The organism is Plantibacter sp. LMC-P-059a (assembly GCF_030209505.1).
Classification (GTDB): domain Bacteria; phylum Actinomycetota; class Actinomycetes; order Actinomycetales; family Microbacteriaceae; genus Plantibacter.
On record NZ_JARVRZ010000010.1, the window covers coordinates 21,349 to 43,295 of the forward strand.

Annotated in this window: 17 protein-coding genes; 12 read left to right on the forward strand and 5 right to left on the reverse strand. The window is 67.4% G+C overall.

Annotated elements, in window-relative coordinates; all coding sequences use genetic code 11:
* Positions 1 to 64: 64 nt before the first annotated feature.
* Together QRN27_RS17995 and QRN27_RS18000 are read right to left on the reverse strand one after the other, a co-directional pair.
* Complete coding sequence (locus tag QRN27_RS17995; RefSeq protein WP_285043415.1) at positions 65 to 1,789, reverse strand: DUF4012 domain-containing protein; 1,725 nt, start codon at positions 1,787 to 1,789, stop codon at positions 65 to 67.
* Between the two features lie 185 nt (positions 1,790 to 1,974).
* Positions 1,975 to 2,721: a CPBP family intramembrane glutamic endopeptidase gene (locus tag QRN27_RS18000; protein WP_285043416.1), complete on the reverse strand. Its 747-nt coding sequence runs from the start codon at positions 2,719 to 2,721 to the stop codon at positions 1,975 to 1,977.
* Between the two features lie 148 nt (positions 2,722 to 2,869).
* Between QRN27_RS18000 and QRN27_RS18005 the strand changes: the two genes are divergently transcribed.
* The 9 genes from QRN27_RS18005 to QRN27_RS18045 all read left to right on the forward strand — a co-directional run bounded on the left by QRN27_RS18005 (position 2,870) and on the right by QRN27_RS18045 (position 12,710).
* Entirely contained in the window at positions 2,870 to 4,252 is a 1,383-nt protein-coding gene (locus QRN27_RS18005; RefSeq protein ID WP_285043417.1) for a tyrosine-protein kinase domain-containing protein, read from the forward strand.
* Complete coding sequence (locus QRN27_RS18010) at positions 4,249 to 4,851, forward strand: arsenate reductase/protein-tyrosine-phosphatase family protein (protein WP_285043418.1); 603 nt, start codon at positions 4,249 to 4,251, stop codon at positions 4,849 to 4,851. Before QRN27_RS18005 ends, QRN27_RS18010 begins: the two co-directional genes overlap by 4 nt.
* Positions 4,848 to 5,834: a hypothetical protein gene (locus QRN27_RS18015; protein ID WP_285043419.1), complete on the forward strand. Its 987-nt coding sequence runs from the start codon at positions 4,848 to 4,850 to the stop codon at positions 5,832 to 5,834. The genes QRN27_RS18010 and QRN27_RS18015 overlap by 4 nt, the downstream gene beginning before the upstream one ends.
* 290 nt (positions 5,835 to 6,124) lie before the next feature.
* Positions 6,125 to 7,522, forward strand: a complete 1,398-nt coding sequence (locus tag QRN27_RS18020; protein ID WP_285043420.1) for a sugar transferase — start codon at positions 6,125 to 6,127, stop codon at positions 7,520 to 7,522.
* A complete protein-coding gene (locus tag QRN27_RS18025) occupies positions 7,522 to 8,667 on the forward strand; it encodes a glycosyltransferase (RefSeq protein WP_285043425.1) in 1,146 nt (381 codons plus the stop codon). The genes QRN27_RS18020 and QRN27_RS18025 overlap by 1 nt, the downstream gene beginning before the upstream one ends.
* The gene (locus tag QRN27_RS18030) at positions 8,664 to 9,614 is read left to right on the forward strand and encodes a glycosyltransferase family 4 protein (protein ID WP_285043426.1); all 951 of its coding nucleotides are present in this window, start codon (positions 8,664 to 8,666) and stop codon (positions 9,612 to 9,614) included. The genes QRN27_RS18025 and QRN27_RS18030 overlap by 4 nt, the downstream gene beginning before the upstream one ends.
* Positions 9,614 to 10,513, forward strand: coding sequence for a glycosyltransferase family 2 protein (locus tag QRN27_RS18035; RefSeq protein WP_285043427.1), 900 nt, complete (start codon positions 9,614 to 9,616; stop codon positions 10,511 to 10,513). The genes QRN27_RS18030 and QRN27_RS18035 overlap by 1 nt, the downstream gene beginning before the upstream one ends.
* Positions 10,510 to 11,646, forward strand: coding sequence for a glycosyltransferase (locus QRN27_RS18040; RefSeq protein ID WP_285043428.1), 1,137 nt, complete (start codon positions 10,510 to 10,512; stop codon positions 11,644 to 11,646). Before QRN27_RS18035 ends, QRN27_RS18040 begins: the two co-directional genes overlap by 4 nt.
* A complete protein-coding gene (locus QRN27_RS18045; protein WP_285043429.1) occupies positions 11,643 to 12,710 on the forward strand; it encodes a glycosyltransferase in 1,068 nt (355 codons plus the stop codon). Before QRN27_RS18040 ends, QRN27_RS18045 begins: the two co-directional genes overlap by 4 nt.
* A 41-nt stretch (positions 12,711 to 12,751) precedes the next feature.
* Here QRN27_RS18045 and QRN27_RS18050 read toward each other — a convergent pair whose 3' ends face one another.
* Positions 12,752 to 14,074 carry an O-antigen ligase family protein gene (locus tag QRN27_RS18050; protein WP_285043431.1) on the reverse strand — a complete coding sequence of 441 codons (1,323 nt, stop codon included), beginning with the start codon at positions 14,072 to 14,074 and terminating at the stop codon, positions 12,752 to 12,754.
* 235 nt (positions 14,075 to 14,309) lie between these two features.
* On the opposite strand from QRN27_RS18050, the gene QRN27_RS18055 reads away from it, so the two are divergent.
* Positions 14,310 to 16,073, forward strand: a complete 1,764-nt coding sequence (locus QRN27_RS18055) for an alkaline phosphatase family protein (RefSeq protein WP_285043433.1) — start codon at positions 14,310 to 14,312, stop codon at positions 16,071 to 16,073.
* Positions 16,074 to 16,097: 24 nt separating this feature from the next.
* Here QRN27_RS18055 and QRN27_RS18060 read toward each other — a convergent pair whose 3' ends face one another.
* Positions 16,098 to 16,454 (reverse strand): hypothetical protein, encoded by a 357-nt coding sequence (locus QRN27_RS18060; protein WP_285043434.1) that lies wholly within the window; start codon positions 16,452 to 16,454, stop codon positions 16,098 to 16,100.
* Between the two features lie 164 nt (positions 16,455 to 16,618).
* On the opposite strand from QRN27_RS18060, the gene QRN27_RS18065 reads away from it, so the two are divergent.
* Both QRN27_RS18065 and QRN27_RS18070 read left to right on the forward strand, forming a co-directional pair.
* The gene (locus tag QRN27_RS18065) at positions 16,619 to 18,229 is read left to right on the forward strand and encodes an HNH endonuclease signature motif containing protein (protein WP_285043435.1); all 1,611 of its coding nucleotides are present in this window, start codon (positions 16,619 to 16,621) and stop codon (positions 18,227 to 18,229) included.
* Positions 18,230 to 18,456: 227 nt separating this feature from the next.
* The gene (locus QRN27_RS18070; protein WP_285043436.1) at positions 18,457 to 19,986 is read left to right on the forward strand and encodes an LPXTG cell wall anchor domain-containing protein; all 1,530 of its coding nucleotides are present in this window, start codon (positions 18,457 to 18,459) and stop codon (positions 19,984 to 19,986) included.
* A 626-nt stretch (positions 19,987 to 20,612) separates the two neighbouring features.
* Here QRN27_RS18070 and QRN27_RS18075 read toward each other — a convergent pair.
* Positions 20,613 to 21,707, reverse strand: coding sequence for a hypothetical protein (locus QRN27_RS18075; protein WP_285043437.1), 1,095 nt, complete (start codon positions 21,705 to 21,707; stop codon positions 20,613 to 20,615).
* Positions 21,708 to 21,947 lie beyond the last annotated feature (240 nt).

Genomic DNA, 21,947 nt, shown 5'->3' on the forward strand with positions numbered 1-21,947 from the left:
GTGACGAAGAATATTGCGTCGTATCCGAAGCCCCCCGAAAACGGTTCAAATCCGACAACACGCATTACTGTACGGCAAATTCGCAGCTAAGCGCCAGTTGTTGTGTTTCGAAAAGATGAAGTTTGGGGGTCGAGACGACAAATGGCTGCTTCGACACGCCGGAGGTGGAGACGGCGAGGTCGATCGTCGTGCTCTCGCCGGGGGCGAGTTCGAGGCGGAACTGCGACAACGGGAAGTCGCCGTCGAGCGCCGGCTGCACCGGAAGATCCGCGCCATCACGCTGGATTCCCTCGGTGAAGGATCCCGGCGGAGAGTAGACCGCAACCTTGAAATTGAAGTTCCCCGGGGTGACCCCGTAGGTCCCAGCACCCGTGATGTAGTCGCTCAAGGACGTCGCAGCATCGGCCGGAGCCGTGTTCGTAATCTTCAGACGCAATCCGAGGACCTGTCTTCCAGAGCTGCACTGTGCTACGCCGCTCTCCGTCTGCACGTCGAGGTAGTAGCCCATCTTGCTGCCGGTGGCGTCGTTGATGTAGACGCCGAAGGCGTCCGCCTGCTGCTCCTTCGTCGGGAGCATGTCGGTCAAGCTGGTGCCGGCGAGCAGCACCTGCTCTTCCTCAGCGGCATTCCAGACCAACACGCGCCGTTCGTCTCCGGCCTGAGCGAGTGCTCCGACCAGTTTCGTGGCGTCGAAGTTGCCGGTCGAGATGCGGTCGAAGACGGCGGCGGACGCAGCAGCGAAGAACGCATCCTGATCGGCCTGAGCGGGGTAACGCTGGTACACCTGATTCAGCAGCAGGTCTGCCGCGTTCTCGGCCGTCAGCTGATCACCTGAGGACAGGTCGATCGGGCCGGTCGCCGCCAAAAGGTATCCGAGAGCCACGGGATCGATGCTGAGTACCCCGTCGACCCGCGTCCCGAACCGCTGGAACCACATTTCCGACGCGAGCTCCGCCGACACGTCGAAGCGTGGTGTCAGCGTGACGTCCTGGATGAAGCGCCCGGTGATGTTCCCGTAGATGCCAGCAGTCTCCGTCGTCAGCGGAAGTACCGGCTCCGGGAAGCGGGGGAAATCACCTGACGTGGCCTGCTGTAGGAGTGAAATACGGCCGCCGTCAGTGCCGATGAGGGCCAAGGCTCCTGGGTTCCCCCCACCAGCCCGCGGCTCCGCAGGATTCTGGAACAGGACGAGATAGTTCCGCGGACCATTGGCCCCGAGCATCGCCGGGAGGAGGTCGATCGCGCGACGTGCTGCATCCACGGTGTCCGCGGTCTCCGTGAGCACCGGACCGAGCTGGTCGACGGCGGCCGACACCTGGCTGATGAGGGAGGACTGGTCGATGCCGCGGACTCGCTGGGCGGCGCCCTCCAGAGCGTCGTCGGCGGAACGGACGTCCTGCTGCGCGTCGATCATCGGCTGCAGCGGCACCGCTCCATCGACCGGCTTGAAGAGGTCGGGGCGGAGGGAACCGGAGAGGTTGACGAGCGGCGAGATGGCTCCGACGGCGACCTCATCGGTCGCACCGGCGAGGTTGCGCACGGCCGAGAGGTTGGGTCCGATCCAGGGCACGATCTCCGCAGCGCGCCAGATGGGGTCGCTCGTCAGCGCCGCGGCTTCACGGGCATGCGAGGCCAGTTCTCGAGCGGTCTTCCCTGCGGCAGGAGCGTCTCCGGCGAGGACCTGCTCCCGGACCTGCTGGGCGAGGGGCACTGCGGCCTCTAATTCCCCCTTCGCGAGGAACGCGCGAACACCGATCCAGGCGACGGCAGCGAGGAGCAGGACGAGCACACCCGAGACGATGAGAGCCGTCCGGCGACGGCGGGCGCGGAGGCGCTCCGGGTCTGCATTCTCCCGGCGGCGGGCACGCTGACGAGCATTCGTGCTTCGGCGACTCCGCGACGAGCGCGACGAGGATCGGGAGGAGCTTGAGGACGATGAACGACGATTGTCGGGTTCGGGTGCCGGCATGGGGGTTATTCAATCACGACGCCGGTACCGCCGGTCACGGCGGTCAAGCCGAGAGCGAGGATCGACGTGTTGAAAACGACGTGCGCGACGATCGCCGGTCCGAGCCGACCGGTCAGGATCGCCAAGCTGCCCGTGACCAGTCCGACGAGCAGGGTTCCGACGCCGACCACGATCGCCTGGGCGACGGTGGTCACGACGAGGAGGTGCAGGATCGCGAAGAACACACCGCTGATCACGACGGCGATCCAGCGGCCACCGCGGAGCGTTCCGATCACGGAGGGCAGGACGAGACCGCGGAAGAACAGCTCTTCGATGATCGGAGCGAGCGCGACGACGGCGAGCAGGGCGACGACGAAGAACAGCACCTGGTCGACGGTGTCCAGCGGGACGGCTCCGCCGGCCGTCGCCGGCAGCCCGCCGTAGAAGAGGATCTCGAGGGAACTCACCGCGATCCGGAGCACGAATCCCGCGGCCGCGCCCCACAGGAGGTCGATGGGCCGGATGCTCCAACGGACCGCCGACGTCACCAGGCGCCATCGCGGCGTGAGCCCGACGACGAGCAGCGTCACTACGAGCGGCAGCCAGACGAGCAGGTAGCCGCTCAGCGGGGAGAACGGCCCAGGGATCCGAACGCCAGTGGGGAACGCCAGCACGAGGATCACCGTCGCGACGAACCCGATCGCCGCGATGACGAGTCGTGATCGGGCGATCGGCTGATCATCGTGCGGGGTCGGTTCACCTGGGTTCGTCACGAGAGCAAACTACGGCAATCGACCACCTTCATGACACGGCCGCTCGGGAACAGGCGTCGGTTTATGGCAGCATGGCTCCCAACGCCCTGTTCGGGGCACGCCTTGGCAGCAGGGTGAACCGCTCTCCTCATCGAACGGAAGCCACCGCGTGGAGCTCACCGACTATCTCCGTATCCTTCGCAAGTACTGGGTACTCATCGTCGCGCTCGCGCTGGTCGGCGTTGCAGCCGCCGCCGCATACTCGCTTGCGAAGACCCCTGAGTACAGCTCGTCCGCGAAGGTGTTCGTGTCGACCCAGTCGAGCGACAGCGTCTCAGAACTCGCCCAGGGCAACAGCTACTCGCAGCAGCGCGTCAAGACGTACGTCAACCTGGTCAGCACCCCGATCGTGCTGCAGCCGGTGATCGCAGCCCTCGAGCTGGACATCACGTCCAACCAGCTCGGAGGTCAGATCTCTGCGGTCGCGACTCCAGACACCACCATCATCCAGATCACGGCGACGAGCGAAGACCCGGTACTGGCTGCCGAGCTCGCGAACACCACCGCGGAGAGCCTGACCGGCGTCGTCGCGAAGATCGAGAGCACGGACGACGGGGCCTCCAGCCCGGTGAAGCTGACTCGCGTGCAGGAAGCGAACGTGCCCACCAAACCCGGTAGCCCGAACGTCCCGTTGAATCTCGCCCTCGGTATCCTCATCGGCCTCGCCCTCGGCCTCGCCTTCGCGATCCTCCGCACCACCCTCGACACGCGCATCCGCAACGAGCGCGACGTCGAGTCGGTGACCGACATTCCGCTCATGGGCGGCATCGCCTTCGACCCGAAGGCGAAGCAGCGCCCGCTCATCGTCCAGGCCGACCCGAAGAGCCCCCGCGCGGAATCGTTCCGGAGCCTGCGCACCAACCTCCAGTTCCTCGACGTCAGCGACCAGCCCCGCAGCTACGTGATCACCTCCTCGATCCAGAGTGAGGGCAAGAGCACGACGGCCGCGAACCTCGCCATTGCGCTGTCGGACGCTGGTCACCGCGTGATCATCATCGACGCCGACCTCCGTCGTCCGAAGCTCGCGTCGTACTTCGACCTCGAGGGCGCCGTCGGGCTCAGTGACGTCCTCATCCGCCGGGCGACGCTCGAGGACACCATGCAGCCCTGGGGCCGCGGTGCACTCACCGTCCTGCCTGCCGGCGCGATCCCGCCGAACCCGAGCGAACTGCTCGGTTCGAGCGTGATGCAGAAGCTCATCTCCGGTCTGGAGAAGCAGTTCGACTACGTCCTCATCGATGCACCGCCACTGCTCCCCGTCACCGACGGCGCACTCCTCGCCCGCCACACGGGCGGCGCGCTCGTCATCGTCGCTGCCGGCCGGACACACAAGAACCAGCTGAAGGGCGCCCTTGAGTCCCTCACGCACGTCAACGCCTCGGTGTCCGGGCTCGTCATGACCATGGTCCCGACCAAGGGCCCCGACGCCTACGGCTATTCGCGCTACGGGTACGGTGCCGGCTACGGCTACACCGAGGATGTGAAGGCGTGACCGACGGCACGACGACAACGGACGCGCGTCCGTTCTCGATCCTGTTCGTCTGCACCGGCAACATCTGCCGGTCCGCACTCGGCGCTCAGCTGTTGACGGCGCGACTCGACGAAGCCGGGGTCACCGCCGGTGGGCACCTCATCCGCGTGACGAGCGCCGGAACGGGGATGGAGCCCGAGCTCGTCATGCCCGCAGAGGTCATCGAGCAGTCCCGCCGCTTCGGAGGAGACCCGAGCGGACACGTCCCGCGCCAGCTGGACCGCGACATCGTCGCCGACGCCGATCTCATCCTCACGGCGACGAGAGCGCACCGCAGCGACGTCGCCCGCCTGCTCCCCCGCGCCTCGCGGGTCACGTTCACCGTGCCGCAGTTCGCGCGCCTCGTGGCCGAGACCGAACCCGCGGAGGATCTGTGGGCGCTCGTGGCCGAAGTGGCCGCCGAACGCGGGCTTGTGCCGCCTCCCGAGAACGCGGACGACGACGACATCGAAGACCCCTACCGCCGCAGCACCGAGACGTACGAGCGGGTCGGCGAGCAGATCCGAGGCTTCATCGACACCATCGCGAGCCGCTTGGCACAGTCGGGCGATCGACGGTGAGCACGAAGCGTGGCCGCTCGACGTACCGCTCGGCGAAGGGCCGATCACGGTGGCGGGATTCACTGAGTTCTAGCCAGCGGGTACTCGTCCTCGTCGGCCTCGCGCTGTTCCTGATCGTCGATGTGATCCTCGTCGGACTCGCCCTCTCGGCGAACCAGGTCCCGAGCGCAGAACGCACACCGCGTCCGCTGGTCACCTTCAACTCGACTCCACAGCCGGCGCCTGCGCCCGTTGCATCGGCCGAGCCGACGGCTGAGCCGGCGGCGGACGGCAAGCGGTTCATCACGACCATTGACGGCCAGACGCTGTGGCGTGCGACCGCCGGCGCGTGTGCTTCCACGCCCGCGGTCGTCGAGCGGAGCGTCGACGCCGGCACCACGTGGACGCCGTTGGCGACGAACGCCTTCGACCTCCGGCAGGTCCTCACCCTGACGACCGGCGAGGAGGGCGAACTCGAGATCATCGGCGCCACTGGCGACGCCTGCGCTGTCGGTGGGTTCTCCTCCACCGATGCCGGGGACACCTGGGCGCCGGACGCAGCGCTTCCAGGCGAGGTCGGCTACGAGACCCCAGACGGAACCTCGATCGTTGTCGCAGGTCAAGGGGTCGGCCTCCCCTGTCCGGCTGTCGAGGTCATCAGTGCACGGACCGATCGAACCGTGGCCGCTTGCGCCGCGGTCATGGCGGAGTGGGATCCAGCCGCTGGCGCATGGAGCACGACGCCCTATGCCGGCGTACACGGCCTCGCGACCGAGGGCGACCGCCTGATGTTCGTCGCGCGTGGTGTGCCAGGGTGCAACGGCCTCGGTGCACTGGCGATCAACGGCGTGCCGGCCGCCGTCTCGAGCGCCCCGCTCGTCGGATGCATTGAAGGAGCCGATGGGTCGGCACCCGCCGCGCTCACGATCGCCGGGCAGGGCGCATGGCTCTGGGTCGGCGACCGGCTGTACCGTTCGGCCGATGGAGGCGCGACTTGGAGCTAGGGTTTTCCCTACACTTGTAGCTCAGCGACCCCGCCTTGGGGGCCAATCGCTAAAAGGAGGACAGATGTCGGCTACCTCGACCGCTATCCTCGGCAACAGGATGGATACATCCGCGTATCGAACCACGAAGCTCTTCCCTCGTCACCCGTAGTAATTACGTGTCCCACCACGGAGACCGCATGTTGTCGCAGCCTTCCGTGCCGCTGCCAACGACGCCTGCGAGCACTGCCCCCGACCCAGCTCGCCCTGTCGCGCGCGATTGGCGCCGCGTCTACGCGCGCCGACTCGCGGTGACCGACGCGATCGTCCTGATCTGGATCGTGTTCGGCACCCAGCTCTTCTGGTTCGATTTCGACCAGGAGACGACGTCGGTCGGCTTCGACATGGCACGGGTCGTCGTCAACTACACGGTCATCTCGATCACGCTCATCATCGCCTGGCTCGTCACCCTACGCATCTTCGGCACCCGCGAGTACCGGGTGGTCGGCAGTGGCAACGCGGAGTACCGGCTGATCGCCGACGCGAGCATCCGCCTGTTCGGCATCATCGCGATCATCGCCTTCCTCGTGAAGCTCGACCTCGCTCGCGGCTACTTCCTCCTCGCGTTCCCCCTCGGCATCCTCGTCCTCCTCCTCTCGCGGTGGATGTGGCGGCAGTGGCTCTCGGTGCAGCGAGCGCACGGTCGCTACGCGTCACTCGTCCTCCTCGTCGGCTCGGCCGACTCCGCCGAGCACATCGCCAAGGAACTCACCCGCAACACCGACGCCGGGTACCGCGTCGTCGGCGCGTGTGTGCCGACAGGCAAGATCGGCGGAACCCTCGGCGAGACGGGCATCCCCGTGTCCGGCACGGTGGACACCGTCCTCGAGGCCATCGCGGTGACTGGGGCCGACACGGTGATCATCACCAGCTCCGACGAGTTGACGCCCGTGCGGGTGCGCGAGTTGAGCTGGAGCCTCGAGCCCGGGCGCCAGCACCTCATCGTCGCCCCGAGCCTGACCGACGTCGGCGGCCCGCGCATCCACACGCGCCCCGTCGCCGGGCTGCCGCTCATCCACGTGGAGACCCCGCGCTACGAGGGCCGGAAGCGGTTCTCGAAGCGCGCGTTCGACATCCTCGGTTCCGGCGCGATCCTCCTCGTGGCCTCGCCCATCCTGCTGGTCGTCGCGCTCCTCGTGAAGTTCACGAGCCCCGGTCCGGTCCTCTACCGCCAGGAGCGGATCGGCTTGAACGGCGAGCCGTTCGACATGCTCAAGTTCCGTTCCATGCGGGTCAACGCGGACGCCGAGCTCGCCGCGTTGCTCGAGCAGCAGGGCACCAGCGACCGACCGCTCTTCAAGGTACAGAACGACCCCCGCCTGACCCGCGTCGGCGCGACCCTGCGCAAGTTCTCGCTCGACGAGTTCCCGCAGCTCATCAACGTGTTCCGGGGCGACATGAGCCTCGTCGGCCCGCGCCCGCAACGCGAGGGCGAGGTCGCGCTCTACGATTCGGCGGCCAAGCGTCGCCTCATCGTGCAGCCCGGCATGACCGGCCTCTGGCAGGTCAGCGGTCGTTCCGCCCTCAGCTGGGAGGACGCCATCCGTCTCGACCTGTACTACGTGGAAAACTGGTCACTCACGGGCGACGTCATCATCCTGTGGCGCACGATCCGGGCGGTCGTCGCGCCCGGCAAGGAAGCCCACTGATGGCCGGCCTCATCGTCCACGAGTGGATCGAGCAGCATGGTGGTTCGGAGAACGTCGTCGACGCGATGGCCGCCGCCTACCCCGACGCCGACATCCACTGCCTGTGGAGCAACGCACCGGACCGCTTCCGGGGCCACACGGTGAGCGAGTCGTGGCTTGCACGCACCCCCCTCCGCAGGAGCAAAGCGGCGGCCCTGCCGTTCATGCCCATCACCTGGGCGCGGACCGACGTCTCCAACGCCGACTTCGTCCTCATCAGCTCGCACGCCTTCGCACACCACGCCGGAGGACGGCAGCCCGCCGACGGTCCCGAACGCTTCGTCTACGTGCACACGCCGGCCCGCTACCTCTGGGCCCCAGAACTCGACGTCCGTGGCGGGAACCTCGCCGCTCGCACCTTGGCCCCGCCGCTGCGTCGCATCGATCGCAAGCGCGCGCAGGACGGCGCGACCTTCGCCGCGAACAGCGACTACATCCGGCAGCGGATGGAACGGTCTTGGGGGGTCGAGGCGGAAGTCATCCACCCGCCCGTCCGCGTCGAGTACCTGCAGAGCGTCCCGTCGTGGGCCGATCGCCTGAGCACCGCGGACGCGTACCTGTTCTCCACGCTTCCAACGGACTATGTGCTCGGTGCCTCGCGCTTCGTCGACTACAAGCGTCTCGACGTCGCGATCCGGGCCGGGGAGCTGGCCGGGCTGCCGGTCGTCCTGGCTGGTGCCGGCCCGCAGCACGCCGAGTTGCAGGCCCTCGCGGACGCCGCCTCGGTGCCCGTCATCATCATGACGAGGCCGAGTGACGAGCTCCTCTTCGCGCTGTACGAGGCCGCTTCCCTGCTGGTGTTCGCGGCGATCGAGGACTTCGGCATCATGCCGGTCGAGGCGATGGCGCTCGGCACCCCGGCACTCGTGCTGTCCGAGGGCGGCGCTTCCGAGAGCGTGCTCGCCATCGACGGCGGGGTGGTCGTCGATACGCTCGACGACGCGACGCTGCGCGAGGCCGTCGAACGCGCGCTCCTCGTCGACATGGCACCCGCGCAGGACCGGGTGAACGCCCTCTTCGGTTCGGCTGCCTTCGCCACCAAGCTCACGAACTGGGTCGGACATCCCGTCTCCGCCAGTGGTACCGATCGGACCGTCGCCTCATGATCCTCGCCGACACCAGGTGGAGCGGCGTCCACGGCATCGGTCGTTACGCGTCCGAAGTGCTCCCACGTCTGAGCGTCGAGTGGTCGGCACTCGAGGTGGGCGGCAAGCCGTCCGACCCGCAGGACTTCCTCCGGGTGCGCCGCACGCCGGCCGGTGAGACCATCTACTCCCCCGGCTACAACGGATTCCTGGCGCGTTCGCCGCAGGTGGTCACGGTGCACGACCTGATCCACCTGCATCCGACCACCGGTCACCGTGCCGTCTACCTCGCGCACTACTCGACCGTCCTGCGCCCGATCATCCGCCGCAACCGCCTGGTACTCACCGTCTCCGAGACGTCGAAGCGCGCGATCGAGGAGTGGGTGGACGACGACCGCGTCCGTGTCGTGAACGCGGGCAACGGCTTGTCCGAGGCATTCCGCCCGGGCGACGCCCCGGCCACCGCCGACGACGCTCCCTACTTCCTCTACGTCGGGAACCTGAGGGCGCACAAGAACGTCGATGTGGTGTTCCGGGCCCTGGCGCGCGTTCCCGACGCGAGACTCGTCGTGGTCATGAACGACCGGGAGGGTGCGTTGCATCGCGCGACCGAGCTCGGCGTCGCCGACCGGGTCGAGGTGCGCAGCGGACTGACGGACCCGGAGCTCGCCGAGCTGTACCGTGGCGCCGTGGCGACCGTCTTCCCATCGCTCGTCGAAGGGTTCGGACTCCCCGCGGTCGAGAGCATCGCGTGCGGGACATCGGTCATCTTCTGGGAGGGGTGCAAGTCGATCGCCGAGATCTCGAGCGGGCAGGGGTTCCCGGTCGGCGACGCACACGACGATGTCGCGTGGGCCGCAGCAATGGAACGTGTGCTCTCTGAGCGGCCCGGCGCAGCTCCCCTCGCGGCGACGTACAGCTGGGACCGCACGGCCGAGCTCGTGTCGAACACCCTCCGGGCCCGCTGATGGTCGCACAGCTCGACGAAGCCTCGAAGCCCAAGCACACGATCGCCGCGGTCGTCCTGAACTGGCGCGACGCGTCCAACACGACCGAGTGTCTCGCCTCGCTCGCGCAAGACGCGGAGCTGGACCGGCTCGTCATCGTGGACAACGAATCCGACGGATCGTTGCGGCAGGCGCTCAGCGCTCCTGGGACGCCTGAACACGTCCTGCTCGAGCGCGCAGAGAACGGTGGATTCTCCGCGGGGGTGAACGTCGGACTCCGGCACGCACTCGGAGCCGGTGCCGACTTCGTGCTGGTCATCAACAACGATGCCCGGCTCAGCCCCGGCGCCGTGTCGACCATGCTGGCGGAGTTCGAGCGCGATGCGACCGTGGGCATCGTCGGCCCGGCGATTGTGAACGAGGACGGGTCGCCACAGGCGCTCGGTCCGCGCATCAGCTTCCCGCTGCGCATCGACGAGACCGCCGGCTCGGCGCATCCGGACTTCGTGACCTGGGCCTGCGTCCTCGTCTCCCGTCAGCTGTTGGAAGCGGTCGGTCTGCTGGACGAGACCTTCTTCATGTACTGGGAGGACGTGGAGTTCGGTTACCGCACTCGCGCCGCAGGATTCCGGCTGGCGGTCGCGCCGCGCGCAACCGTCGCCCATGCGGTCTCCTCCTCGCACAGCATCGCGGGCGACCGCGTCCAGCTCTACTCTGCCTACGGCCTCGGACGGATAGCCGCTCGGCACCGTCCCTTCCTCATCGCCTCCGGTATCCGAGCGGTGCTTCGGGTGGGCAAGCGGCTCGCCGCCCGACGGGTGCGCTTCGCCAGGGACATCTGGCTGGCGTACCGCGATGGGCTGCGAGAAACGGAACAACCCGCGTTCGAACGGGTGACGAAGGAGTCCTGGCCACGATGACGCAGCGGCCCATTGCGCGGTACTACCGCGGTGCGCGCACAACCCACCTCGAGCGTCTCCACGACAGTGCGCCGGGCGACTTCTTCTATCAGAAGCCGATGTACGACTTCGACGTCTCGCGAGCCCCGGCAGGTGCCAGAGTCGAACAGACGTCGTTCCTCCAGGTCGCGGTACTCGTCCTCAAGGGGACGTACGCGAAGCTCGAGATCGTCGAACCGTACGCGCCGAGCGCATTGCCGCAGAACCTGGTGCTCGCCCTGGCGGCGCGGGTCGGGCGGGTACTGCACCGTCAGCCGACGGAGCTGGTGACCTATGCGATCGAGAATGCGGACCTGCCGCACAAGGTCGCTGCGAGCACCCGACTGCCCGTTGCGGTGACTCGCGCGCTGCTTCGCATGACGGTTGGGTTCTGTTACCGGTCGCTGAGCCGCGTGGCCTTCGGTACCGCAGACGCCGAAGCGAACTATGCAGCACTGCTCGGCGCTCGAACGAAGGGTGGTTCACCTGAGACGACGCTGATCTGGGGTCTCCCCACCGCACACCCGACGGCTTCAGCCACGACGACGACAGCAGCGGGCGCGACGGTGCTGTTCGTAGGTGCGCTCGACGAACGTAAGGGGATCCGACAGCTCATGGACAGCTGGTCGGACGTGCTAGCCGAGCTACCCGATGCCACCTTGCAGATTCTCGGCAAAGGACCGCTGGAGGCTGAGGTCGTTGCCTGGGCGAAGACCGCCTCGCACACATCCATCCTCATCGATCCTTCCCGCGAGGTGATCCTCGATTCCCAGCGCAAGGCCGACGTGCTCGTGCTGTTGTCGCAGCCCTTCACCAACTGGAAGGAACAGATCGGCCTACCGATCGTCGAGGGTCTGAGCGTTGGGACGGAGATCGTCGCGAGCACGGAGACAGGGATCGCAGGGTGGCTGGAGGACCACGGACACCGTGTCCTGGCACCGGACGCTCCTCGCACGGAACTAGCCGGCGCGATCACCGGCGCCTTGCGTTCTCGTCGGTCTCGCTCGGCTGTGCTCGCCGATCTTCCTGAGGTCGACGGCCGGCTGGCCGCAGACCGGTGGTTGTTCGAGAGCGCCGCCACCGAGCCAACCCGTGCGAAAGGACCTGCGGCATGACGACAGCACCGCACGACCCGACTGCAGCGAACGGTCGCCAGGGCGGACCCGCCGTTCGCGTGCTCCTGTCGGTCAAGCCTCCAGGGCAACGGGACAACCCGTACGCGACGCTCCTCGTACGGAACCTGAATGCGCTGGACGGTGTCGAGGTCGCGTTCTTCTCCTGGCGCCGGGCACTCATCGGAACCTACGATGTCCTCCACATCCAGTGGCCGGAGGCGATCGTCAGGGCTCGAACGCCGCTGCGAAGTACCGTCGCCCAACTCCTGACTGCGGCGCTGCTCGTACGTCTTCGACTGCAACGGCGCATGACGCGGCGTCCTGCCATCGTCCGCACGGTTCACAATCTGCATCCACACGAAGAGGGTTCACGGTTCGAGACGTCGCTCCTGCGTCAGCTCGACGCCATGACGGACTCCTGGATCACCTTGAACGCACATTCGGATGTACCCGACGGAGCTCGGCGGTCACTCGTCCCACATGGGCACTACCGCGACTGGTACACGATGCCGTCGACCGATCGCTCGAGCGCTTCGAGCACTGTCCTCTACTTCGGTCTCATCCGGTCGTACAAGGGCGTCGATGTCCTGTTGCGCGCCTTCTCCGAGGTGCCGGCATCGAGCGACATGCGCTTGGCAGTGCTCGGGGATCCAGGCCGTTCAGAACAGGACCGGTCGCTCCTGCAGGCCATCGCGGCTGATGACCGCATCTCGGCCGAGCTGCGCCACATCCCGGATGATCGACTCGTCGAAGCCATCACAGACGCCGAGCTGGTCGTCCTGCCCTATCGCAAACTGCATAATTCGGGCGCGGTCCTCCTCGCGTTGTCGTGCAACACCCCTGTCCTCGTCCCGGAGAATCCCGTCACTCGGGATCTGCAGAAGGAGTTCGGGCCGGACTGGGTCATCACGTATGCCGGAGACCTTGCCGCAGACGATCTGGAACGAGCCCATGCGCTCGTGTCATCTGCGCGTCCACAGCATCTCGACCTCTCGGGCCGAGCCTGGGACAAGTCAGCGGTGGATCACCGGGAGGTCTACGAGGCCGCCCTCGGCCGCACCTGACACAGGCACACCGACCATCTCAGACGACCGGCGAGGTGACGTCAGCGGGTGCGGATGAGAGCGGGGAGTTCCGGCTCGGACGGCTCAGGATCGTTGCGGATCCCACCGGTCACGGCACTTGCAGCGAGCATCGCCGGGATGAACCACGTCGGGAACAGCATGTAGCTCGAGTCCACGACGGCGCCGATGCCGAGCGTCAGAACGACTACCCACAGTCCACTTCGCCTGACGACTAAACGGGCGATGACGGCGATGAGCAGCAGCATGCCGAAGATCCCGAGCTGCATCATCATCCCGACGACGCCCTCGGCGGGCGTTCTCCATTTCGCCATGCCGAAGAAGTACTCCATCGGCGTGAGCTGCGACAGGATCGCGCTCCAGACCTCGCTTCGACCCGCACCACCCGATTCGAGGATGTTGTCGATTGAATATCGCTCGACGAAACCAGGCTGGACCGTGATGACCGTCATCACGACGCCGACCGCGACCGCGGTGATGCCGAGCTTCCTGCTTAGGCTGCCGCCTCGCAGGAAGACGACGAGCGTCACGATGACGGCGGCGAGAATGGCTGTCCGGGAACCTGACAAGGCGATGGCGGCGAGCGCGCCGAGGAGGACGACGACGTCCTGTCGGCTCGATTGACGCTTCGCGATCCGGAGCAGTGCCGCCGAGAAGAAGACGGTTGCGGCCAGGCCGAAGATGTTGCCGTTCTGGTAAGTGGAGGGGATCTTCGAGAAATCGGCAACCGAGCTCGAATAGATCACGTTGTTCTTCTGAGTGATGTCGTCACCGAGGGCGTACGACAAGCCAGGGATCGCGGTTTCCTCGACACCGCCGACGAACTGTACGAGCGCGTAGACGCACGCGAGGAGGAAGCCCCGTTCGAGGCTCTTTCGGATGACCGTTCCGTCACGCTTCAGATGCGTCGTGATGACGAGGATGACGACCGGGATCGCAGCCCACGCCAAGAACTGGAAAGCCGCGGAGAACCCTGCTGGTAGTCCGACGGCGACGACCCGACACAGAACCCAGACGAGGTAGGCCATCAGCAGGAGGTCCATGACGATGTCTCGTCGTCCCCAGCCGAGAGCTGCAGCGGCCAGGACGACCGCGATGATGAGCCCGAACAGGAACACGGGGAACGGGAAACCATCGACCTTGATCCCGGCCTTCGGGAATGCCGCGGTGAGGAAAGCGAGCACGCAGGCCGCTTCCAGCGGTTTGAAGATCGCCCAAACGACAAGAAGCCCTGCCGCGATGACGAGCAGGGTCAGAATCGGCGACAAGAACTGCAAGCAGATGAGCACCAGAGCCGCGGTCGCGACGGCGCCGCCGACCACCCAGGAGACCCCTTGTCGATTCACCCCTCCAGTATGTCCCACGAGTGACGTCTTCAGAGGCCGACCGCGACATCCGCTTCAGGTGGAGTTGGCTGCGGGAAATCGCTTCCGGCCTGGCTCCGCAGCAGGGATGGTCGTCCGTCCACGTCGATCGGGACAAAGGTCCCTGCTGTCCGTATCACGGCCGACGATCTCGGCCTACGCTGATCACCATGGCAGCGGCCCCGTCAGGGGGTACAGCGAAGGGGGATCCACGGACATGTCACGCGACGAAGAGCCACGTCCCCCCGCCGACGGCGACACCCCAGCGGCACCCGCCAAGCGCCCTGCCTCCCGCCGTGACTTCTTCCGCGCGGCGGGCTTCGGCGTCGCCGGTCTGGCAGCAGGCGGTGCGGCCGTCGGCGGGATCGCCGCTGCGACGTCCGCCAACCCGCAGGAGGACTACGGCTTCACCCCGCTCCCGAAGCGCAGCGAACCGGGGTTCGACCACGTGGTGGTCGTCATGTTCGAGAACCGCTCCTTCGACCACATGCTCGGGTGGCTCTACCCCGCGGGTGGTGAGCCGGCCGGACAGACCTTCGACGGCCTCGCGCAGGGCGACTACAGCAATCCCGGCGAGGCGGGTGAAGCGGTCCCGGCCCACGTGTACAGCGGTCCGACCGATCAGATCATGGCGCAGCCCGACCCGGACCCGGGCGAGTTCTACCCGCACGTCAACACCCAGCTGTTCGGCACGATCGATCCCGCGAGCAACGGCGACCTCCGCAATCCGCTGCAGCCACCGTGGAACCTCCCCGCCGACACCTCGTCGCCCACCAACGACGGCTTCGTGAAGGACTACATCGTCAACTCCACGCTCGCCCGCGGCCGGAAACCCACGCCCGAGGAGTATGCGGTGGTGATGGGCGGCTTCTCCCCCGAGATGTTGCCGGTGCTCTCCACCCTCGCGAAGAACTTCGGCGTCTACGACCACTGGTACGCGGCGGTCCCGTCGCAGACGTTCTGCAACCGCTCCTTCTTCCATGCGAGCACCTCGCACGGCTACGTCACGAACATCGAGGGCGACGGTATCGGCAAGTGGTTGAGCGCCCCTGCCGTCCCGACCGTGTTCAACCGGCTCGAGGAGGCCGGCAAGACGTGGCGGGTCTACTACGACGCGCAGCAGGTCGTCTCGCTCACCGGCCTCCTCAGTGCCCCGTCGATCGAGCAGTACTGGAAGAGCAACTTCCGCAGCATGGAGCAGTTCCACGAGGACGCGGCGAACGGCGACCTACCCGACTATGCGTTCGTCGAGCCGCGCATGGTGTTCGACCACAACGACATGCACCCGCCGGTCGTGCGACCCGACAACCCTGGCCGGGACGACCTCGATCCGGAGCTCGACTCCGCCTACTCGGACATGCGTGCCGGCGAGCAGCTGCTCGGCGAGGTCTACACCGCGATCAAGCAGGGTGCGTCCACAACAGGTTCGAACGCGATGAACACCGTCCTCCTCGTCACCTTCGACGAACACGGCGGGATCTACGACCACGTCGCCCCGCCGAAGGCGACGCCGCCGTCAGGCGAGCCTGAGGCCGGCGAGATGGGATTCACCTTCGACCGCCTCGGCCTCCGCGTTCCCACCATCGTCGTCTCGGCGTACACGAAGGCCGGCAGCGTCATCAACGACGAGATGCACCACGGCTCCCTCATGAAGACACTCGCCGAGCTGCACGGCCTCGACCCGCTGACCGAACGCGACCGGACCGCAACGAGTATTTTCAACGCGGTCAACCTCGCGACGCCGAGACAGCCCGTCTTGTGGCCGACGGTGACGCCCGCCTACGTCCCGCCGAATCCCGAGGCGAACGCGCGCGCCGATCGGGAGAAGGACCGCAAGCGTCCGCTGACACCTCCAGCGCTCGGCCTGATCGGCATCCTCCTCGCAAAGTACGAGCCCGGTGCTCCACTCCCCGACAACTACGCCGACGCCTACGCGGTCCTCATGAAGCACGGGGATGGATTGTTCGGCACGCGGGACTGAAGCGGGCGATCCTGCCGAGGCTTCTCAGAAGGCGACGTCGGCGACCAGCGGGAACTCGGTGATCGGGTCGTCGCCGAACGGGGCGAGCTCCAGGTACGTGGGGCGGTCGTCGTCGATGAACACCAGGAGGAACGCGTCCGCGGTACTCGCCTCGAGGACCGTCCGACGGCCCGGGCTAGCACTGTCGGCCTCGGCGCCCGGCACCAGATCGATCGAGGGGCAACTCCCGCACCCGCAGGTGCCGTGCACCATCGCCGCGGCGACCTGCTCCACCCACCGCTCCCGGTCTGACTCGGTGATGGACTCGTCCGATCCGAATGCCGCGCCGCGAGCAAGCAGGGCGAGGAGCAGGTCTCGCTCGCGAGCGGTCAATGGGCGCACCCCTCGAGTGTAGGCGAGCGACCCGTGCTCCTCTCGGCGTCGACGGGTGCGTCCCGACCGCCTCACAGCCTTGCACCGACACGACACTTGATGCATAAAAGGTGCAGGTCAGAGGCATATTCGGCCCGGACTCGAATGTCGGTGGCTCGTGTTTGGATGTACCCATGTCCAGCAGCTCACGCGTTCCCCTCGGTCCGGTCTCGGCCGACCCCATGGGCGCGCTGAGCGAGACGATGTCGGACCTCCTCCGCACCTGGTCCGGGGCGCTCGACCCGATCCGCCCGGGCGACGACGCCATCGAACAACTCGCGGGCATGAACGACGCCGGCGTGGTCCGCGTGCTCGACCAACTCGGCGCGATGCAGCACCTGGTGGAGGTGCTGGCAACGCGGGTGATGGGATCGGTCGCCGAGCGCTCCCGCGGCGGCATCGTCGGACACGACCCACTGGCCCGCAGCCACGGATACGCGTCGCCCGCGGTCATGCTCTCCGAGCGTTGGCGCATCCCTCGCGGACGCGCCGCCACGATCACCGCGGTCGCCCAGGCCATCACGCCGAAGCTCGCCCTCACCGGCGACGTGATCGAATGCGACCGCCCGGAGATCGCCGCCGCCATCGAGCCCCGGCCGGCCGTCGCCGGCGCCAACGCCTGCGAACAGCTGTCCCCGACCGACACCCCGACGTGCACGGTCGACCACGACGGCGTCGACCCGACAGACCAGCCGCGTCTTGTCCGCTCTGCCCTGAGTATCGACGGCGCAGGCGCACTCCTCCGCGAACTGCGGCTCGTCAACTCAGGGGTCGACGCCGACCGGGTGCACCTGGCCGTGAGCGCAGGCATCGAACACTGCGACGGCGCACCGCTCGCCGAGGTCAACAGTCTCGCGAGGCTCGTCCGCACGAGCCTCGACCAGGACGGCCCCGTGCCCCGCGAGATCGCCCTCCGCCGGCAGCAGCGCTGCACCCTGCGGGAGTTGCCGGACGGCATGACGGAGCTTCGCGCGTTCCTCGCTCCCGAGGCTGCCGGGTGGGTGCGCGCCACCATGGACGCCGTCGTCGGCAAACAACTCCGGCAGGTCCGGTTCACCGACCAGACCGCCAACGAGGCCGGCACGGAAGACCCGAGCGCGGCGCAGCCGTCGGCGGATCCGTTCGACGACGCCTACGTCCCGGCCGCAGAGATGCCCGACACCCGCACCATGGACGAACGACGCGTCGAAGCCCTCGTGGAGGTGTTCCGCCACGCAGCCGGCTGCGAGACCGCGGTCACGGAACTCGCACCGGTCTCCCTCATCATCCGCATGGACGAAGAGGACCTCGTCGACGACAGCCCCTGGTCCGACGGCAAAGCCTTCATCGACGGGGTCTCCGAGCCCATCGCCGCCGGAACCGCCCGCCGAATGGCCGCGGACGGCCGCATCATCCCCATGGTGCTCGGCGGGCCGTCCCAGGTGCTCGACCTCGGCGTCGGCACCCGGCTGTTCAGCAAGGCGCAGAAGGTCGCCCTGGCCGAACGCGACGGCGGTTGCGCCTGGACCGGCTGCACCCACCCGCCGTCGTACACCGAAGCGCATCATCTGCAGTGGTGGTCACGCGGCGGACCGACCGACCTCAGCAACGGCATCCTGCTCTGCGGGTTCCATCACCATCGCATCCACAACGACGGATGGGAGGTCATCGTGCGCGATCACGTGCCCTGGTTCATCCCGCCTGCCCACGTCGATCCCCACCGCATCCCGCGGCGGGGCGGTAAGCCGCGACTGCGGGTCGCCTGACGTCGGCGACCCTGGATGCAGCGCATTCGGTCGTCAGACACACCGTGCTCCGGCACATCCCGCTCCAGCGCCGCCCGATCGTCGTGCTCCGAGCGAGTCGATCGACAAGAGCGCACCACCTGAACACGGACCTCGACATTCCTGCAGATTCCATCCAATCCACCTGGGTCCCGGCTCCGAATTCGAATCACGCAGTCTTGCGCATCCAACGAAGGAGCACTCGCACAATGACGTCACCGCTCTCACGATCACTCGCAGCATTGGGCGTCATCGTCCTCAGCGCCGCGGGTGTCGTCCTCACCGGCATCCCCGCCCAAGCCCTCCCATCCTCCGCAACCATCGCCGCACCGGACTGCACCGTCCCCGCCGCCGCGACCGTGAGCATCACCGTCAGCAACGCAGCCGACGACGCCACCGACCTCACCTACAAGGTCGTCCAGGACTACGGCACCGTCCTGTTCGACAACGTCACGCTCGCACCCGGCGAGAGCGACGACTACGTCATCCCCGTCCTCGAAGACGTCTCGACACCGCTCCAGGTCATCGACGTCACCGGGGGCGTCATCGCGGGCGCCGTCCAGACCGCGAACTGCACACCGAACGCCAGCCCCGCGGCGGTCGCGACCATCGGCGAAGCCAGCTGCCTGCTCCCCTCCGGCGGCATCATCCCGCCCTCCCCCGGCTTCCTCTGGACCTTCGACAACTCCGCAGGCGTCGGCGCGGCGGACTACGAGTTCGTGAAGAACGACACCGTCGTCGAAAGCGGCACCCTCGCCGCCGGCGAGACACGGAGCTACGCCGCGTCCCTCACCCCGAACGAGAGCGGCACCTCCGCGATCCGCTCCGTCGACGCGGCCGGCGACCCGGTCGTCCTCGCCAGCTCCATCTTCGACCTCGACTGCGAACCGGGCCCGGCACCGACCGGCGCCGTCAGCGACGCATCGTGCGAGATCCCGACGGGCGGCATCCTCGTGCCCACCATCCCCGGCGTCGAGTACACCTTCGACAACTCGCTCGGCACCTCCGACGCACCGTACGCCTTCCTCGACGGCGACACCGTCGTGGAGAGCGGCACCGTCGCCGAAGGTGACACCCGGATCCGTTCCTGGTCGCTGACCGAGGACCTCGAGACCGTCGTGCAGGTCGTCACTGAGGATGCAGCCGGCGAACCGGTCGTCCTCGACGCGAGGACCGTCACGCTGGACTGCCTCGCCAACACGCCGACGATCGTCGCGCCCGCCGCCGATGCGGTCGTGACCACACCCACGACCACCATCAGCGGCACCGGCGACGCGGGCGAGACCATCACCATCGTGATCACGCCCGCCACCGATGACGCAACAACCGCCGAGAGCGCCGCTCGGGACGAGTCCGACGTGTTCGCCGCTGCGGTCGCGGTTCCGGCCACGCTGACCACGACGGTCCAGGCCGACGGCACGTTCTCCCTCGCGGTCGAACTCGCCGACGGCGCGTACAGTGTCTCGGCCTCGGCCACACGGGCCGCGAGCGCCAGCGGTGTGGTCCCGGAGAGCACCTCGCCGTTCTCCGCGCCGACCGACTTCGCGGTCGCGATCGCGGCACCGGTCACCCCACCGGCTGGTGGCGGCACGACGGTCACTCCCGTGGGATCCACCGGCGGTGGGAACGGTTCCCTCGCGAACACCGGCGTCGAGACGGCCACCTTCGCCGGACTGGCCGCAGTGCTCCTCCTCATCGGTGGAGCCATGACCATCCTGGTGCGGCGCCGCACGGCCTGACCGAGGAGGCGCTACCGCCGCTCTGAGACCCGCCGGGAGCATCATGCGACCGGCGGGTCTCACCATGCCGACCGACGGCCCGTCGACGCATTGCGTGATCGTCCAATCCGGTCTGCCGGTTGCTCCGAAGCATCTATTCCGGTCGTTTTCGTCACCCGAATGCGCGAACGGCCGGGTGCATCACCCGATCCACCCCGATCGCGGTCGATGCGGCAGGGCGGGAGGCAGCAACGGAGCTGCACTCCGCCCGCCACACTCCGCCTGGTCACCTTGCCCTTCGACAAGCTCAGGGACCAAGGGTGGTCGCAAGCCCTTCGACAAGCTCGGGGACCGAGGGTGGTCGCGAGCCCTTCGACAGGCGCAGGAACCGAGAGTGGTCGCGACGCCCTTCGACAGGCTCAGGGACCGAGGTGGTTACGACGCCCTTCGACAGGCTCAGGGACCGAGGTGGTTACGACGCCCTTCGACAGGCTCAGGGACCGAGGTGGTTACGACGCCCTTCGACAAGCTCAGGGACCGAGGCTTGTCGCGCGCCATTCGACATGCTCAGGGGCCGGGTGCAGCACGAAGCCCCGCCGTCGACCGGAGTCGAGGACGGGGCTTCGTTAGAGGTGAGTCAGCGGTGACTAGGCCGTGACCTGCGCGCCCTTACGGCGAGCGGCAGCGACGAGCATGCCGGCAGCACCGAGGAGCAGCAGCGCAGCAGCGCCACCGACGAGGACACCCGAGTCCGAACCGGTGTCAGCCAGCGTCGGAACGACCGGAGCACCAGCAGCGACCGGGTCGGCGATGACGGCGATCGAGTCTGCAGCGACCCGACCAGCCGTGTCAGTCACCGAGAAGGTGTACGTACCGACCTGGATGCCTTCACCCTCGAGGGTCAGACCCTCGGCGACGAAGCCACCGTTCTCGTCGGCGATGACCGTGTTCGCACCGTCGGCCGAACCGAAGATCTCACCGTTCGGGTCAGTCACCGCGATCGACAGCGTGTCGCCAGGCGTGAAGCCAGCAGCCGTGACACCGAAGCCGGTGCCGCCGGGACGCACGTCCGAGAAGAAGATCGTGTCCGGGGTGACCTGGACGCTCGGGACTGCAGCGACGGGAGCCACGAAGGAGTACGTGTCGTTGAGGTAGGTGATCGACTGGACGACGTCGTCGCTGCCAGCAGTGGCCTTCACACCGAACCCGAGGATCTCGTAGTCGTTGCCGATCGCGGCGCTGAGCTCTTCGATCGAAACGGGCGTGTTCGCGGGGATGCCCGGCAGGTCATCCGTGCTCGCCTGCCACGGCGGTCCGGGGATGTTCGCCGGGCCCGCGAGCGAAGCGCTCACGGTCGTGGTCGAGTCCACGTCACCCGGAATGACACGGACCTGAACCTGGAAGTACGCAGCATTGAGCGACGAGACGAAGTTCGCGGACGTCAAGAGCGTCTGGAACGAGATCGTGGCGGGCTCCGGAGCGTCGTACGCGTACATGATCTGCGAGTCGCCGGTGAGGACGAGCCCAGCGTCGGTGATCTCGGCAGGCGCGCCAACCTGGTCGGCCGGGAGGGCCTCGTACCAGCCGGTGGCGGTAGCGGGGTCGATGCTGCCCTGGAGCTCGTCCGGGGTCACCTGGTAGTCGAACGCAGAGGCAGAGCCCGCGACGAGGAGGGTGGATCCGGCGACAACTGCGAAGCCGGTGGCGAGAGCCGCGATGCGGCGTGACGTCGTGATTTTCACTGAGAGGAGAACCTTCGTTTAGGGGTCCGATAGGCGCGATGCACCTGTTGGTTCTCTGAGACTAAGGGAACTCACAGAGAAACTGAATTAGGGGAACCACTGATTTCTGCGCTGGGTGTTGTGGAGTGCGCGGCAACCTGGTTTTCCAACCCTTCGACAGGCTCAGGGACCGAGGCTGGTCGCGACGCCCTTCGACAAGCTCAGGAACCGAAAGTGGTCGCGCGCCCTTCGACAAGCTCA